This is a genomic window from Antrihabitans stalagmiti (genome assembly GCF_016482825.1).
GTDB lineage: Bacteria > Actinomycetota > Actinomycetes > Mycobacteriales > Mycobacteriaceae > Antrihabitans > Antrihabitans stalagmiti.
Genome location: NZ_JAEMNV010000016.1, coordinates 14,263 through 29,847, shown reverse-complemented (window position 1 = coordinate 29,847; position 15,585 = coordinate 14,263). Strand labels below are relative to the sequence as shown.

General features: G+C 63.7%; 14 protein-coding genes and 1 pseudogene. 10 read left to right on the top strand and 5 right to left on the bottom strand.

The features are described 5' to 3' along the window. Nucleotides 1-305: 305 nt before the first annotated feature. Nucleotides 306-923, top strand: coding sequence for a methyltransferase domain-containing protein (locus JGU71_RS28775; protein WP_199708592.1), 618 nt, complete (start codon nucleotides 306-308; stop codon nucleotides 921-923). A 57-nt stretch (nucleotides 924-980) separates the two neighbouring features. Here JGU71_RS28775 and JGU71_RS28770 read toward each other — a convergent pair whose 3' ends face one another. Genes JGU71_RS28770 through JGU71_RS28755 form a run of 4 tightly spaced genes read right to left on the bottom strand, consistent with a single transcriptional unit; the run spans nucleotide 981 to nucleotide 4,373 of the window. Further along, nucleotides 981-1,400 carry an SRPBCC family protein gene (locus JGU71_RS28770; RefSeq protein ID WP_199708591.1) on the bottom strand — a complete coding sequence of 140 codons (420 nt, stop codon included), beginning with the start codon at nucleotides 1,398-1,400 and terminating at the stop codon, nucleotides 981-983. A 2-nt stretch (nucleotides 1,401-1,402) separates the two neighbouring features. Further along, a complete protein-coding gene (locus JGU71_RS28765) occupies nucleotides 1,403-2,767 on the bottom strand; it encodes a flavin monoamine oxidase family protein (RefSeq protein WP_199708590.1) in 1,365 nt (454 codons plus the stop codon). Further along, entirely contained in the window at nucleotides 2,764-3,702 is a 939-nt protein-coding gene (locus JGU71_RS28760) for a carbohydrate kinase family protein (RefSeq protein WP_199708589.1), read from the bottom strand. The genes JGU71_RS28765 and JGU71_RS28760 overlap by 4 nt, the downstream gene beginning before the upstream one ends. Nucleotides 3,703-3,704: 2 nt before the next feature. Then, on the bottom strand, nucleotides 3,705-4,373 hold the full coding sequence (locus JGU71_RS28755; RefSeq protein WP_199708588.1) for a class II aldolase/adducin family protein: 669 nt from the start codon (nucleotides 4,371-4,373) through the stop codon (nucleotides 3,705-3,707). Nucleotides 4,374-4,511: 138 nt separating this feature from the next. Between JGU71_RS28755 and JGU71_RS28750 the strand changes: the two genes are divergently transcribed. The 4 genes and pseudogenes from JGU71_RS28750 to JGU71_RS28735 all read left to right on the top strand — a co-directional run bounded on the left by JGU71_RS28750 (nucleotide 4,512) and on the right by JGU71_RS28735 (nucleotide 8,502). Next, the gene (locus tag JGU71_RS28750) at nucleotides 4,512-5,417 is read left to right on the top strand and encodes an SGNH/GDSL hydrolase family protein (RefSeq protein WP_307829976.1); all 906 of its coding nucleotides are present in this window, start codon (nucleotides 4,512-4,514) and stop codon (nucleotides 5,415-5,417) included. Continuing rightward, entirely contained in the window at nucleotides 5,414-6,673 is a 1,260-nt protein-coding gene (locus tag JGU71_RS28745) for a GDSL-type esterase/lipase family protein (RefSeq protein WP_199708587.1), read from the top strand. Before JGU71_RS28750 ends, JGU71_RS28745 begins: the two co-directional genes overlap by 4 nt. A 46-nt stretch (nucleotides 6,674-6,719) precedes the next feature. Beyond that, a pseudogene (locus tag JGU71_RS28740) lies at nucleotides 6,720-7,605 on the top strand (oxidoreductase). 18 nt (nucleotides 7,606-7,623) lie between these two features. Continuing rightward, the gene (locus JGU71_RS28735) at nucleotides 7,624-8,502 is read left to right on the top strand and encodes a TIGR03619 family F420-dependent LLM class oxidoreductase (RefSeq protein WP_199708586.1); all 879 of its coding nucleotides are present in this window, start codon (nucleotides 7,624-7,626) and stop codon (nucleotides 8,500-8,502) included. Nucleotides 8,503-8,535: 33 nt separating this feature from the next. On the opposite strand, the gene JGU71_RS28730 is transcribed toward JGU71_RS28735, so the two are convergent. Further along, nucleotides 8,536-9,729: a PucR family transcriptional regulator gene (locus tag JGU71_RS28730; protein WP_199708585.1), complete on the bottom strand. Its 1,194-nt coding sequence runs from the start codon at nucleotides 9,727-9,729 to the stop codon at nucleotides 8,536-8,538. A gap of 147 nt (nucleotides 9,730-9,876) precedes the next feature. Between JGU71_RS28730 and JGU71_RS28725 the strand changes: the two genes are divergently transcribed. The 5 genes from JGU71_RS28725 to JGU71_RS28705 are packed head-to-tail and all read left to right on the top strand — an operon-like array spanning nucleotide 9,877 to nucleotide 15,582. Further along, complete coding sequence (locus JGU71_RS28725; RefSeq protein ID WP_199708584.1) at nucleotides 9,877-11,385, top strand: long-chain-fatty-acid--CoA ligase; 1,509 nt, start codon at nucleotides 9,877-9,879, stop codon at nucleotides 11,383-11,385. Between the two features lie 5 nt (nucleotides 11,386-11,390). Next, on the top strand, nucleotides 11,391-13,097 hold the full coding sequence (locus JGU71_RS28720; RefSeq protein ID WP_199708583.1) for a PHA/PHB synthase family protein: 1,707 nt from the start codon (nucleotides 11,391-11,393) through the stop codon (nucleotides 13,095-13,097). 33 nt (nucleotides 13,098-13,130) lie between these two features. After that, on the top strand, nucleotides 13,131-13,583 hold the full coding sequence (locus JGU71_RS28715) for a MaoC family dehydratase (protein ID WP_199708582.1): 453 nt from the start codon (nucleotides 13,131-13,133) through the stop codon (nucleotides 13,581-13,583). Continuing rightward, nucleotides 13,580-14,404, top strand: a complete 825-nt coding sequence (phaZ, locus tag JGU71_RS28710; RefSeq protein ID WP_199708581.1) for a poly(3-hydroxyalkanoate) depolymerase — start codon at nucleotides 13,580-13,582, stop codon at nucleotides 14,402-14,404. Before JGU71_RS28715 ends, phaZ begins: the two co-directional genes overlap by 4 nt. Continuing rightward, entirely contained in the window at nucleotides 14,401-15,582 is a 1,182-nt protein-coding gene (locus tag JGU71_RS28705; RefSeq protein WP_199708580.1) for an acyl-CoA dehydrogenase family protein, read from the top strand. The genes phaZ and JGU71_RS28705 overlap by 4 nt, the downstream gene beginning before the upstream one ends. Nucleotides 15,583-15,585 lie beyond the last annotated feature (3 nt).

Below are 15,585 nucleotides of genomic sequence, written 5' to 3'. Positions count from 1 at the left end.
ATGCCATGGAGGCGGCACCATTCGGCGAAGGAGCCGCCGAACGCGTCGGCGACTCCCTCGATATGGCACAAGATCAATGTGGCATGGAGCAGTTTCATCACGGCATCCGATCTGGGCATGGATTGATCCAAGCCCGGTCTCAGGTGCCATCACCTATCTATCCAACAACCTGTCCCACATGTATGTAGACATCAGGTGTCTCATATGTATGTGGACTCAACAGAGGGCGGGACCACCGAAAAGACTCACGAGGTGCGGAGCCGCCCTACCTGATCACCGCGCGCTCGCTCGCCGAGTACCTCGCGATGTTCGACCTTGCAGAGAAAGACGTTCGTGGTCGAATACTCGATTGCCCAGGTGGTGCAGCCAGTTTCACCGCACAGGCGTGCGAACTCGGCGCTGACGTCGTCGCCGTCGACCCGGTCTACGCGACACCCGCAGCCGAGGTCGCGGAGCACTCGCTCGCAGAGGCTGGACGCAGCTCGGCATGGACGACGGCGTCGGCAGCGCGCTACGTGTGGGACTTCTACGGTGACGTGGCAGGCCACCACGACTCCAGGCGCGCCGCCGCGCAACGCTTCGCGACCGATCTCGTGGCACACCCGCTGCGCTACACCGCAGCATCGCTACCCGCACTACCGTTCGCCGACAACACCTTCGATCTGGTGTTGAGCTCGCATCTGCTGTTCACCTACGTCGACAGACTCGACTTCGCGTTCCACGTCGCAGCATTGACCGAGTTGGCGCGCGTCAGCGCAGGCGAAGTTCGCGTGTATCCACTTGTCGACCACGCCGGTGGCAGGTTGGACGATCTTGTAGCCGGTTTGCGAACCGAGTTGAGTCGCAACGGAATTGCGTCGGTCATCCGCTCGGTGGAGTTCGAATTTCAGCGCGGCTCGAACACGATGCTCGTGCTCGAATAATCGGTGGCGGCTTCGCCGCTCGTGAGTCTTTTCGGTGGTCCTGACCACCGAAAAGACTCACGAGGCGCGCAGCGCCCCATCGACAACCAGACCCACGACCGTCGGCAGGCCACGGGCAATCTTGCGGCCTACAGCGACGCCGAAGAGCGGCGCCAACGGGCCGTCGATGTGCACACCGTGGGTCACCCGTACACCGTCTGCGACGGTCTCGATTCGGTGCGGAAACGACAGCACAGCCAGCGGCAGCCGGATTGCGAAGTTCATCGCGACGTTCGGTTCCAGTTCGGTGAACGTGAACCGTTGCGCCGGACCGGATGTCTTGACCTTGCCCGTCGTACCAACCGCGACCGGACCGTCGACGCGCGCCCACGTCAGATCGGGATCGTCCTCGGACCAGTTGGCCATCGTCGTCCACCGGTTGTAGACGGCTTCCGGCGACGCGGACGTCACTACGCCGTATTCGTATGTCCATGCCATAGTCAGTCTCGATTCTCTACAGTCACAAGGCATTCGCGGGCCGCACGTTCACCTGCACGGACGGCGCCGTCCATGTATCCGGCCCAGCGGTCCGCGGTCTCGGTACCCGCCCAGTAAATCGGCCCGACCGGACGCGCGAGCCAGCTGCCGTAGCGGGTGAGCGCACCTGGCGGCACGGCCGCAGTCGGCCCACCACCGATCCAGTCCTCGCCGGCCCAGCGCTGGTCGACGAAAGCTGTCGGATGCATCGCGTCGTCGCCGAACACTGTTGCGAACGAGGACAACGCGCGCAGCCTGCGTTCGTGAGGAGGTAACCGATCGTAGGACCGCGCGTAGTCGGCGCCGATGAAGCCGAGCAGTATGCCCGGACCGTCGGCGGACGGACTGGTGTCGAACGTCGCGAAGATCGGCCCCGCATCGGACAGCGTCTGACCGTTGAGACCGTTGTCGCGCCAGAAGGGTCGCTCGTAACTGGCATACACCTTCGTCAGCACACCCTGCGGCCACCGCTGGCCGAGACTCCGATGTTCCACCGGGAGTACGGGATAGAAGTCGATGCGGCTGCGCATCGCCGGCGGCACCGCGACGATCACAGCTTTTGCGGTCACCGTCCGCGAACCAGCGCTCACTGCCACCCCGCCGTCGGACCATTCGACCCTACGGACCGCGGACCCGAGACTGATCGACTCGCCGAGCCTTTCGGCCATGCTCATCGAAATCGTCTGCGTACCATCAGGAAAGTGCTCTTGCTGCGCGCCGCCCTTGGTTGCGAGCATACGGTCGATACCGCCACAGCCGCGGATGTAATCGAGTACGTACAGCATCGAAATCTCCGCAGGCTCACATCCCCACGACGTCTTTGCGACGATCGCGAACAGGTCCTTGCTCGATTGCGACGCATGTTGTGCGGCAAGCCAACTCGCCAAAGTGTGCGAGTCGAGTTCGGCAGCGTTCTTCCCGTCCCACGGCGCACCCTGCGGTAGAGCATTGGCGAGCCGATCGATCTTGAATTGCAGACGGCCGATGTCGACCAGACTTCCGACGCCGAGGCTCGGCACCGTTCCGGAATAACGTCGCACTCGACCGCGCCACGACAACGCCGATTCTCCAACGGTATTGGTCGGATGATGGGCACATGCCGTTTCCTGTGCGAGGGCAAGGATCCGGTCCTGCGTCGGGCCGACGAAGGTGCCGCCGAGGTCGACGTTGGCACCGTCGAGTTTGTGATTCAGGGTGCGACCACCCACTCGGTCGTTTGCCTCGAAGACATGCACGCTGTGCCCCAACGCAACGAGATTGCGCGCCGCGGACAAGCCCGACAGACCGGCGCCGACGACGACGACATCGACCGCAGGCGAGGACGTCACACCCCCACACCTGTCTGCTGTGCGGCGGCGATGTAGGAATCCAGACCCGCGAGGTCGAACGATCCATGGTCGCTACCGAGACCGGTCGCCACGTGTGCGGCTGCCGCACAACCCAATTCGGCCGAAGCCTGTAGGCTGCGACCGAGTGCGATACCTCGCATGAAACCTGCCGAGAACGCGTCGCCACAGCCCGTGGTGTCGACAACGTCGGTGGCGAAAGCGGGTACTGCCGTGCTTGTTTCGGCATCCACCACCAGCGCGCCGTCTGCACCCGCGGTCGCAGCAACACACCCGACGCCACGGTCCAACAGCATGCGGCAACCGTCGACCAAGGTCGACGCTCCTGTGAAGCCGAGCACCTGTTCGTCGTTGGGCAGCAGGTAATCGAGGTGCGGCAGCGCGGGCGCGATCCACTCGAGCAGACCGGGGTTGCCCGGCGCAAGAATGTCGGCCGAGGTGACGACGCCGTGTTTGCGAGCGTGCGCCAGAATCACGGCGGCTTTTTCGCCGCCGAGAAACTCCGGTGCGCCGAAATGCAGGTGCGTCGCGCTCGCGATCAAGTCCATCGGCACGTCGTCGAGACCGTAGCCGAGCGTAGCGCCGACGACGTGGAAAGCGGGCCTGTCTCCGTTCGGGCGAATCGGCAAAACCGTTGCCGACGTCTGGAATTCAGGCTTCCGAACGAGGTGCTTGGTCGAGATGCCGAAGTCTTCCAATAGCATCGCGAGCATTCGCCCGGCGTTGTCGGTGCCGATGGCGCCCGCCGAGTGCACCTCCGCGCCCAACTTCGCGAAGGTGAGCGCCGTGCCACCTGCCGCACCAGCCGCGGTCACTTTGATCTGCTCGACGAGCTGGGACCCTTGACCTTCAGGTATCTCGGCCACTGGACGGGCCAGCACATCGAGGATATGCACCCCGAGGGCAACAACTTTCATGACTACGCTCCTGCAGTTTCGATGTCCGACAACGGTTGTTTCGTTCCGTACTTCTTTTCGACGGCGGCCTGCACGACGGCCATCTGCGCGTCCTGATCGAGAGCGCGGACCTCCCCCATCGACCGTGCCCGCCAGTAGATCGTTGCGGCCCATTCCAGCAGCTTGGTCGATTCGACCGCTGCAACCAGGTCCGCACCGAAGGTGACGGCACCGTGATTGGCCAGCAGTGCGGCCGACTTACCTCGCAGCGCTTCGACTACCGATGCCGCGAGCTCCGCGCTGCCGAACGTCGCATACGGCGCTACGCGCACACTGCCGCCGAGGGTGAGCATCTGGTAGTGCACGCAGGGCAGTTCGTCCACGACGCACGACACCGCAACACACGTCGTCGCGTGTGTGTGCACGACGGCGCCTGCGCCGAAGTTGCGATAGATCCCGAGGTGCAGTCCCAGTTCCGAGGTGGGTTCGAACTCTCCGTCGAGCACCTCGCCGTCGAGGCCGACGATCGTGACCTGAGCATCGGTCATCGATTCGAACCGTGCGCCGGTTGCAGTTATGGCCAGGGCATCCCCGACCCGCGCACTTACGTTCCCTGCGGTCCCGAGCACCAGACCGTCGGCCGCGAGTGTGCGGCATGCTGCCGCGACTGCCCTTCTGACCTCGTCCGACATTTTTCCTGTCTGCTTTCGATTGCCGCATTCGATCACCGCCGAGGGTTGCTTGCAACGGTGACGTGGATTACAGTCCCAGCTTAACTGGACGAATGACCAGTTCGCAACCGATCCAACCCAACATCTCCGAGGAGCACCGTGGCGTCGTCGAATCCCCGCACCGGATCCATTGGCCGTTATGTCGCAGCAACGTCGGCGGGTCTGCTGCTAGCGGCTGCCGCGATCGCTATCCAAGCCGCCCCACGGGCGGACGCAGCACCGATCGGCGAAACCTATGTCGCCCTTGGAGATTCCTACGCTGCGGGTTCTGTGGTCCTGCCACAGACCGAATTGCTCACCTGCGCACGTTCGGCAATCAACTACCCAGCACTTGTGGCAAAAGAACTTGGTGCGACAACTTTCCGGGACGTCACCTGTGGCAGCGCAACAGCAGAGGATTTCGTTCACCCGCAGGCTGGCAACGTGCTCGGTACCGCGGCACCGCAGTACGACGCCCTCAGCGCCGACACCACGCTCGTCACCGTGACCATCGGCGGCAACGACATCGATCTGGCCGATTCGGTCTTCACGTGTGTCAATCCTCTACCGGAACCGAACGGAAGGTCGTGTGCGGACGGGTTCACCGCAGGTGGACGGGATGTATTCGCGGATCGGATCGCGGAGTTCGCACCGACCTACGGCACAGTCATCGATCAAATTCGCTCACGTGCACCGCAGGCGGAGATTGTCCTCGTCGGCTATCCATCCGGCTTCCAGCCCGGCGGTTGCCCCGGCATGCAGCCTGTCTGGCCGCGCGATGCCGACTACATCCAGCGCACCCTCACCGCGCTGAACGCCGTCATGGCAGAACAGGCAGCAGCCAACGGCGCGACCTACGTCGATGTCGCAACTTCCTCGGTCGGGCACGACGCTTGCGCGGCACCGGGCGTCCGCTGGCTGGAAGGCATCGTTCCGTCCAGTCCGACCTCGCTGGCACCGATCCATCCGAACGCCGCCGGCCAAGCCAACATGGCTCGTCAGGTCCTTGCTGCACTCGGCCGATGAGGACCCTACGTTTCGCCGTTGTTGCAGTAGCTGCGGCCACAACGTTTCTCGCACCGACTGCAACGGCGGCGCCGGCACTATGTGACGGCAACTGGGTCGGGTCGTTCAGCGCTGCACCTGGTTTCGTCAACTCGACACCGCCGCAGAATTCGACGGTCCGCGCAATCGTGGTACCCCATCTCGGTGGTGAGACACTCCGACTCACCATGACCAATCGCTTCGGAACGCAGCCGCTGACCGTCGAGACCACCTACGTCGGACGAAGCGTCGACGGAACGGCCGAGCTGGTCGGCGGCACCAACACGCCCGTGACCTTCGACGGTCGCGGAACAGTCACGATTCCCCCGGGCGCCGACATCGTCAGCGACGCTGTGCGATTCGACACCGTCGCCTTCCAGCCACTCGCCGTGAGCATGTATCTCGGACAGGCAGCGGCGACGTCCGAGCATTTCGACGCTCATCAAATGAGCTGGCTCGCAATGGGTTCCAATGCGGCAGCTGATGTGGGCGGCCAGCGTTTCACCGTGCCGTATCCGCTGCTCCCCATCGTGAACCGCGTCGACGTGGAGGCCACTGCGGGCCGCACGATCGTCACCTTCGGCGATTCGATCACGGACGGCTTCCACAATGTGCCGATGCAGCTGGGCACCTTCGGCGCCAACCAGCGCTACCCCGACTACCTTGCTCGGCGCGTCGCGGCAACACATCCGAAGGTCGGTGTCGTCAGCGCTGGTATCAGCGGCAATCAGGTGACCCGCGACGCCACCCCCGGCTTCGAAACAACACTCGGCTACGGACCATCCGCAGTCAGTCGCTTCGACCGCGACGCACTGGCCGTGCCCGGCGTCACCGACGTCATCCTGATGGAAGGCACCAACGATCTCGCAAGCACCTTTCACGCACCGTCCACCATCGAGCAAATCACCGCCGGGCTCGCCGAGTTGATCACCCGAGCGCATGCGCGTGGCGTCCGCGTGCACCTCGGCACCATTCCGCCACGGACCGACGTCCTGGCACCACCCGACGCTTATGCATCGATCACCGCAATCAACAACTGGATTCGCACAGCGTCCGAAGCTGACTCGGTCGTCGATTTCGATGCGACGCTTCGTGATCCGCAAAATCCGGCGAAGCTGCATCCGCAGTTCGACAGCGGCGACGGCATACACCCGAATTCGGCGGGCTACCAGGCGATGGCCGATACCGTCGACCTTGCCACCGTGCTCGACGGCGGACCCGGACCGCGCTGCGGCTGACGACCCTCATTGACGGCACGGGCAGGCGCAACTAGCGTCATCGCGCATGCCTGAAACGCAGTGGACCGCAGCCGACGTCGGCGACCAAACGGGTCGGACGTTCATCGTCACCGGAGCGAACAGTGGGCTCGGCGAGGTCACCGCGCGGACCCTTGCCGGTGCGGGCGCACAGGTGATCCTCGCGTGCCGCAATGTCGAGAAGGCGAACGTCGTTGCAGCCGAGATCGGCGCCAACGCGACCGTTCGACAACTCGATCTGTCCGACCTCGCATCCCGTCCGGGCCTTCGCGAACTCGGTCGACGGTGTCGATGTGTTGATCAACAATGCCGGTGTGATGGCCCTGCCGTTGCGGCGAACCGCTGACGGTTTCGAGATGCAGATCGGCACGAACCACCTCGGTCACTTCGCGTTGACGGGACTGCTGTTCGACAAGATTCGCGATCGGGTCGTCACGATGTCGAGCGGCCTGCATGCCTACGGATCGATCGACCTCGACGACCTCAACTGGGAGCATCGCCGCTACGACCGGTGGCGTGCCTACGGTCAGTCGAAGCTCGCCAATCTGATGTTCACCTACGAATTGCAGCGCCGACTCGACGCCGCGGGATCGTCGGTCCGCTCGGTCGCGGCACACCCCGGGTACGCCGCGACCGGTCTGCAGGCCCATACCGAATCGATCTTCGACCGCCTGATGTCGGTGGGAAATCGGCTGATCGCCCAGAGTGCCGAGATGGGCGCTCTGCCAGGGCTTTTCGCTGCCACCGCACCGGACGCCGAAGGCGGTCGCTTCTACGGCCCACGTGGTCTCGGCAATCTGCGTGGGCATCCGGTCAAGGTCGGGTCGACAAAGAAGTCGAAGGACGAAGACGTGGCGGCGAAGCTGTGGACCCTGTCGGAACGTCTGACCGGTGTCACGAACTTCATCACGTAGCGCACGAAGGAGCAGCAGATGCGATTCACCTACGCGGAAGCATTGACTGATCCGGCGTACTACATACCTCTTGCGCAGGCGGCCGAAGAAGCCGGCTACACCAGCATGTGTGTCGCGGACAGCCTTGCCTATCCGGAGCATTCGGACTCTACATATCCGTACACCCCCGACGGCAGCCGACAATTCCTTGACGACAAGGCCTTCATCGAAACTTTCGTTCTCACAGCGGCTTTGGCAGCATCGACAACCACATTACGATTCACACCATTCGTTTTGAAGTTGCCGATCCGGCCACCTGCGCTGGTAGCAAAGCAGGCCGGTTCGGTTGCCTGGCTCAGCAACAACCGACTCTCGCTCGGCGTCGGCATCAGCCCGTGGCCGGAAGATTTCGATTTGCTCGGCGTTCCGTTCGAGCGTCGTGGCGCGCGTATGAACGAATGCATCGAGATCGTTCGCGGCCTGACCGCAAGTGGCTACTTCGAATATCACGGTGAGTTCTACGACATCGCAAGTACCAAGATGACGCCCGCGCCGACCGAGCCCGTACCGATACTCGTCGGCGGTCACAGCGATGCCGCGTTGCGTCGGGCCGTGCGGCTCGGCGACGGGTGGATGCATGCGGGCAGCGACGGTGCCGAACTGGATCGTCTGCTCGCAAGGCTCGACGAATTGCGGTCGGAGTCCGACCGAAAGTTCGACCGGCCCTTCGAACTTCACGTGATCTCGCTCGACGCCTATACGGTCGACGGGATCAAACGTCTGGAAGACAAGGGCATCACAGACGTCATCGTCGGCTTCCGGCTCCCCTACAGCGTCGGCCCCGACACCGAGCCGCTGAACGTGAAGATCGACAACCTGCGTCGCTACGCGGACAGCGTCATCGCCGGCGTCGGCTGACGCGACGACAGACGTTTCGACCGACGTCAAGGCTCACGGCGACCGACGGTCGATCTCGAACGCAAGGCACAACTCGGCGATATCACGCGGCCGACTCAGCGACCTACCTGTCCGCTCCTCGATACGGTGCAGTCGATGCCGGACCGTGTTCGGGTGGCAGAAGATCTTCGCGGCTGTCTCGTTCGCTGACCCACCCGCATCGAGCCACGCCTCGAACGTGTCGACAAGAATCCTGCGCTCTTCACCTGGAAGCTCGTCGAGCGAACCGAGCACCGACTTTCCGATCCTGGCCATCACCTCCGGTGCACTCACGGCGGCGTACGCGAGAGGCGATTCGTCGAAGACCGCTACCTTCGATCTCGATGCGCCACGCCGCCCGCTGTGCCCAACAGCAAGCCTCGCGAGCCGCAGCGCGTCGCTCGTTGCGGCAAGATCGAGAAACTGCGGACTGATCCCGACGTTCGCCGATGCCAACGATTCGAAGACCTCGATCATCATGCCGAGCACCTCGGGCCGGCGGACATGCACGATCCCGACTTGCAGGTCGGGCAGTAGTCGCCACGCGGAGCGGATGTCGCGGACGTCGAGCCTGTTCGCGATCTCCGGAAGCGCGAGTTTGCCGATTGCTGGAACCTGCGCTGCCACAACGACATACGGACCTGATATCGGCATTCGCAGCGCGTCGGCAGCTTCCCAAAGATTCTGCTCGTCGGTGATTCGCCGAAAGAGGAGGGCCTCCACAAGCGCGGAATGCTCCTCCTCCTGGTCGAGAACCTGAATCGTCAGCTGCGCTCGGTACGCCGACGTCATCGCCTGAGTGAAGACGTCTTGAGCGACGAGAATGTGCGACATCGCATCGAGAACTGAGTCGGTCGCGATGTCGCCGCGGCGACGCGCCTCCTCGAGCGTGCGCTCCCACATGAATCGGAAGCCGACCCGATAGGCCGCCATGACCGCAGGCAACGGGACCCCTGCCGCAGCACGGGCCTTGCCGGTACGTTCCGCGGCAGAGGCATCGATCTGGACGTCACCGGCAAGCGACTCGAACACGAACCTCATGTTCGCGATGCACGTCTGCCTCACCTCGTCCTTGGTGACGACCGTGCTCGAGGAATAGAAGTCGAGTTCGGTGACGATCACGTCGGCAAGCGCACCGCCGAGTTCCTCTGCACGCGCCAGCATTGCGTCGGCGAGTTCGGCGATGTGCGGATCAGGGGGCGTGCCCATGGACCCACCTTAGGCCTGTCGACGCAGTGCCAATGTGAGCGGCCACATTCTGACCGGCTTCACGTTGTTCCCGTCACCATCGACCGGCGCCGTGGCTGGCACCACCATTGAGGTAGTTCAGAAATTCGCCAGCCGACGGAGGTCACGTTGCCCAATCTAGCCCTCAATCTTGTTGCAACAGCGCGCAATAACGGCAGTCGAACCGCACTCCGCTGCGGCCGTGCCGAACTCACCTACACGGAGTTCGACGAGGCGTCCGCCCGCGCCGCCACCTACCTGGAACGGGCGGGAATCGAACCCGGCGACCGCGTCGGCCTGATGTTGCCGAACACAATGGCTTTCGCGGTTGCGTTCTACGGCATCCTGCGCGCAGGTGCAGTTGCAGTTCCGATGAACCCGCTACTGAAGTCCCGCGAGATCGAGTACTACCTCGCCAACACCGGTGCCACAGCACTGTTCGCGACGCCGACATTCGCCGACGAGGCCAATGCTGCTGCGACGGCGGCCGACGCGGTGTGTTGGCCGCTCGACGACACCAGTCTCACGAGCTTGCTTGCCGACCTGCCAGCGCAAGCGGAGCCGGTCGCCCGCCTCGACTCCGACACGGCGGTCGTCCTGCATACCTCCGGCACCACTGGAAAGCCGAAGGGAGCCGAACTCACCCATGGCGGACTGCACCGCAACCAGGAGGTGTGTGCACGCACCCTGATCGAGGTCGGACCGGACGACGTGATCATGGGTTGCCTGCCGCTGTTTCACGCGTTCGGTATGACCTGCGGCTTGAACACCGCCGTCGCAGCGGGCGCCACTCTGACGTTGGTCCCGCGGTTCGATCCGCGGACCGCACTCGAGGTGATCGAACGCGATCACGTCACCGTCTTCGAAGGTGTACCGACCATGTACTCGGCGATGGTGAGTGTTGCCGACGAATTCCGATCCGCAACAACAGAATCGCTGCGGGTCTGCGTCTCCGGCGGAGCGTCGCTTCCCGTCGCGGTGCTCACCGAGTTCGAAACGACCTTCGGCGCAACCATTCTCGAAGGCTACGGCCTGTCGGAGACCTCACCCGTTGCAGCGTTCAACCATCCGGGCCGGCCGAGGAAGGCCGGGTCGATCGGTACTCCCGTCGACGGCGTGGAGATGCGGGTCGTCGCCGCAGACGGACTGGAGGTCCCCCACGGTGAGACAGGCGAAATCATGATTCGTGGCCACAACGTCATGAAGGGCTACTGGAATCTCCCCGAGGTCACCGCGACGGCTGTGTCCGCCGACGGTTGGTTCGCGAGCGGAGACATCGGCCGCATCGACGAGGACGGCTACTTCTACATCGTCGACCGCAAGAAGGATCTGATCATTCGCGGTGGCTTCAACGTCTATCCCCGTGAGATCGAGGAAGTCCTCTACGAGCATCCCGCGATCGCCGAGGCCGCAGTCGTCGGCCTCCCGCACGACTCGCTCGGCGAAGAGATCGGTGCGGCAGTCGCCCTCGTGCCCGGTGCGACTGTCGAGCCGCCAGAACTACGTGAGTTCGTCAAAGCGCGTGTCGCCGCCTACAAGTACCCACGCCACATCTGGATCCTCGACAGCCTTCCGAAAGGCCCGACGGGCAAGATCCTCCGCCGCAACATCACCATCCCCACCATCGAAAGCGTGTGAAAATCATGACAATCCAGCTGGAACAACGCACCGCGAGGACCCCCGACGAGTTGGCGGCACCACTCGATCTGCTTCTGACGAACTCGACGCGAGGCATTGCAGGCCGAATGCTGCCGAACCGCTCGTGGACCCGACTCGGCGCCAGTCTCGCACGGCAACCCAAAACCGTTGCAGGGCGCGGCAATCTGCTTGCTCGTGAACTCGGTTCGATAGTCGCGGGACGTTCCGACCGCTGCCCCGCGCGGCAGGACAAACGGTTCAGTGACCCTGCGTGGCAACAGAATCCACTGTTGCGGCGCACGATGCAGGCCTATCTCGCCACAGCGGAGACCGCCGACGCGCTCTTCGCCGACGCGCAGTTGGACTGGCGGGACACCGAGAAGATGCGCTTCGTTCTCGACAACATCATCGAAGGACTTTCGCCGACGAACAATCCTCTCCTGAGCCCGCTCGGTTGGAAGGCGATGATCGATACCGGTGGGCTCAGCGCAGTCCGCGGATTGAAGGCATTCACTCGTGACATGGTCTCGCAGCCAAGGGTTCCCGCGATGGTCGAACCGGATGCGTTCGCCGTCGGCGAGACGGTCGCCACGACCAAGGGTGCTGTCGTCCTGCAGACCCGAGTCTTCGAGCTCATCCACTACGCACCTCGGACTGAGCAGGTCCGCGCGACGCCACTGCTGATGGTCCCGCCGGTTATCAACAAGTACTACGTCATGGACATAGCTCCAGGGCGCAGCATGATCGAGTACTTTCTGCAGCAGGGCCAGCAGGTTTTCACCATCTCGTGGCGCAACCCCCAAGCGCGACATAGAGACTGGGGATTCGACACCTACGGCGCGGCGATCATCGAAGCCCTCGACGCGGTTCGGACGATCACGGGAACCGAGAGCGCGCACCTGATGGCATCGTGCTCGGGCGGCATCCTCGCCGCGATGACGGCAGCGCGCCTCACCGCGATCGGCGAGGGAGACCGCATTGCCGGGCTGACCCTCGCGGTCACCGTGCTCGATCAGAATCGAGCCGGATTCGCCTCTGCCGCAATGAGTGAGCGAGCAGCCCAACTGGCGATCCGCGAGTCCCGCGCCAAAGGCTACCTCGACGGCAAAGCCATGGCCGAAGTGTTCGCCTGGCTGCGCCCGACCGACCTCGTCTGGCGTTACTGGGTCAACAACTACGTCCAGGGTCGATCGCCGGCCGCCTTCGACGTGCTGTTCTGGAACGCGGACACCACACGTATGGCAGCTGCGCTACATCGCGATCTCGTGCTGAGCGGGCTACACAATTCGCTCACCGTCCCCGGTGCGGTCAGCATGCTCGGAACTCCGATCGACCTGTCGACGATCACAGCGAACACCTACGTCGTTGCCGGTGTCGCCGACCACATCTCGCCGTGGCAGGCTTGCTACCGAAGCGCAAAACTGTTGGGCAGCAAAGACAACCGCTTCGTCCTCTCGACCAGTGGACACATTGCCGCGCTGGTCAATCCGCCGGGCAATCCGCGCGCGTCCTTCCACGCAGGCCAGGTGCACGGCGACACACCGGACGAATGGCTGGCGACCGCCGAGCAGTCCAAGGATTCGTGGTGGCCCGACTACATCGCCTGGCTCGCCGACCGCAGCGGTCCCGAGATCGACGCACCCGACTCGCTCGGCGGAGCCCAGTTCCCACCCGTGTGCCCCGCCCCCGGTACCTACGTTCACCAGCACTGACCCGCCGACCACAAGCGAAGAACAGGACACGACATGACAACCCACATAGACAGCCCGGCAGACCTCGTCGACTTGATCGGGAAGACCGTCGGTACGACCGAGTGGCACGACGTAACCCAGGACCAGGTGAATCGTTTCGCCGATGCAACCGGGGATCACCAGTGGATCCACACCGACCCCGAACGGGCCGCCACCGGACCGTTCGGCGGCACGATCGCGCATGGCTACCTCACGCTGTCCCTCGCGCCGCAGGTTCTCGCGGAGGTCCTCGAAGTGGACAATGTCAGCGCAGCGCTGAACTACGGTCTGAACAAGGTCCGCTTCCCGGCGCCTGTGCCGGTCGGATCGAAGCTGCGCACGACCGTGACGGTCGTGTCGGCGCACCGTAAGCCGGCGGGGGTCGAGGCAGTGTTCGGTTTGACATACGAAATCGACGGCGGTAGCCGCCCGGCCTGCATCGCCGACGTCGTGGTGCTGTATCGATGACCGCCGCACCCGGATTCGAGGAACGCTACATCGCTGTCGGCGGCCAGCGGCTGCGGGTGAGTATCCGCAGCGGCATCGGGGTACCCCTGGTGTTGTGCAACGGAATCGGCGCAAGTTACGAGGTGCTCTCCCCGCTCGTCGATCGGCTGGACCCGTCGACGACGGTGGTTCGATTCGACGTCCCCGGTGCGGGGGGCTCGCCGACGTCCGCGCTGCCGTACGGCTTTCCGTACCTGGCCTGGGTGCTCGGTCGGATGCTGACAAAACTCGACATCGGAGTCGTCGACGTCCTCGGGCTGTCGTGGGGCGGCGCGCTTGCGCAACAGTTCGCGTTCCAGAATCCACGACGGTGTCGTCGGCTGATTCTCGCGGCGACCGGCACCGGCGCCCTCATGGTTCCGGCCCACCCTCGCCTGCTGGCGAAGATGCTCACACCACGACGGTTCAGCGATCCGGACTACGCGGCTTCCATCGCAGGCGAACTGTACGGCGGCACGGTCCGCACCCACGGCAACGATGTGGCACAGATCTTTCTGGAGCAACTGCACGCCGGGTCGAAGATCGGCTATCTCCACCAATTGCTCGCGGGCGCGGTGTGGACCAGTCTGCCTGCGCTGCCTGCAATTCGCCAGCAGACCCTCGTCGTTGCCGGCGCCGATGATCCCATCATCCCAGTCGTCAACGCGCGCATCATGAACCGTCTTCTCCCACATTCGACTCTGCATCTACATCCAGGAGGTCACATCGACCTCGTCACCAACGCAACCGAACTCGCTCCCGTCATCACTGCATTTCTCTCGTCACCAGGAGACCGCCCATGAGCAGAAACGAGATCGACACGTCCGACTTCTACGCCTTCGAACAACTGCTCTCCGACGGCGAGCGTGAACGGCTACATGCCGTCCGCGACTTCATGACCGCTGAGGTTGCGCCGATCGTCAATTCCCATTGGGAAGCAGCAACTTTCCCACACGAGATCGTTCCCGGCATGCGTCGGTTGGCGATCGCCGGACTTCCCTACAAGGGGTTCGGCTGTGGGGGAACGACATTCCTTCTCGACGGGATGATCGCGATGGAACTCGCGCGCACCGATCCGTCCATCGCGACGTTCAACGGCGTCCACGGCGGTCTGGCGATGGGATCGATCTATCTGTGCGGGTCCGACGAACAACGCGAACGCTTTCTACCCGCGATGGCGCGCTACGACAAGATCGGCGCATTCGGCCTCACCGAACCCGACGTCGGATCGGGTGCGTCCCGCGGCTTGACGACCACAGCCGAACGAGACGGTGACACCTGGATCCTCAACGGCCAGAAGAAGTGGATCGGCAACGCCACCTTCGGCGACCTCACCATCATCTGGGCCAAGGACGTCGCCGACGACCAGGTCAAGGGATTCGTCGTCGCGAACTCCTCGCCAGGGTTCACGGCGGAGAAGCAACAGCACAAGATCGCGCTCCGCATCGTGCAGAACGCACTCATCACCCTCGACAATGTCCGCGTCGACGAGGCAGATCGGCTACAGGGTGCGAACTCCTTCGCTGACACCGCCGAGGTGCTGCGGGTGACGCGGGCAGGCGTCGCCTGGATGGCACTCGGCTGCGCACGGGGTGCCTACGAGAATGCGCTCCGATACGCGGTCACCCGTGAGCAATTCGGTCGGCCTATCGGCAGCTTCCAACTCGTGCAGGATCTTCTGGTCCGCATGCAGGGAAACATCACGGCGTCCTGGGGGATGGTTGCACGGCTGTCCCAACTGCAGGATCAAGGCCTCGCCGAAGACCGGCATTCCTCACTTGCCAAGGCTTTCTGCACGGTTCGGATGCGCGAGACCGTCGGCTGGGCCCGCGAGCTTATGGGCGGCAACGGAATCCTGTTGGAGCACAACGTCGGCCGGTTCGTCGCCGACGCCGAGGCGATCTACTCCTACGAGGGCACACGCGAAATGAACACGTTGATCGTCGGACGATCGTTGACGGGTATAAACGCGTTCGTGTGAAGT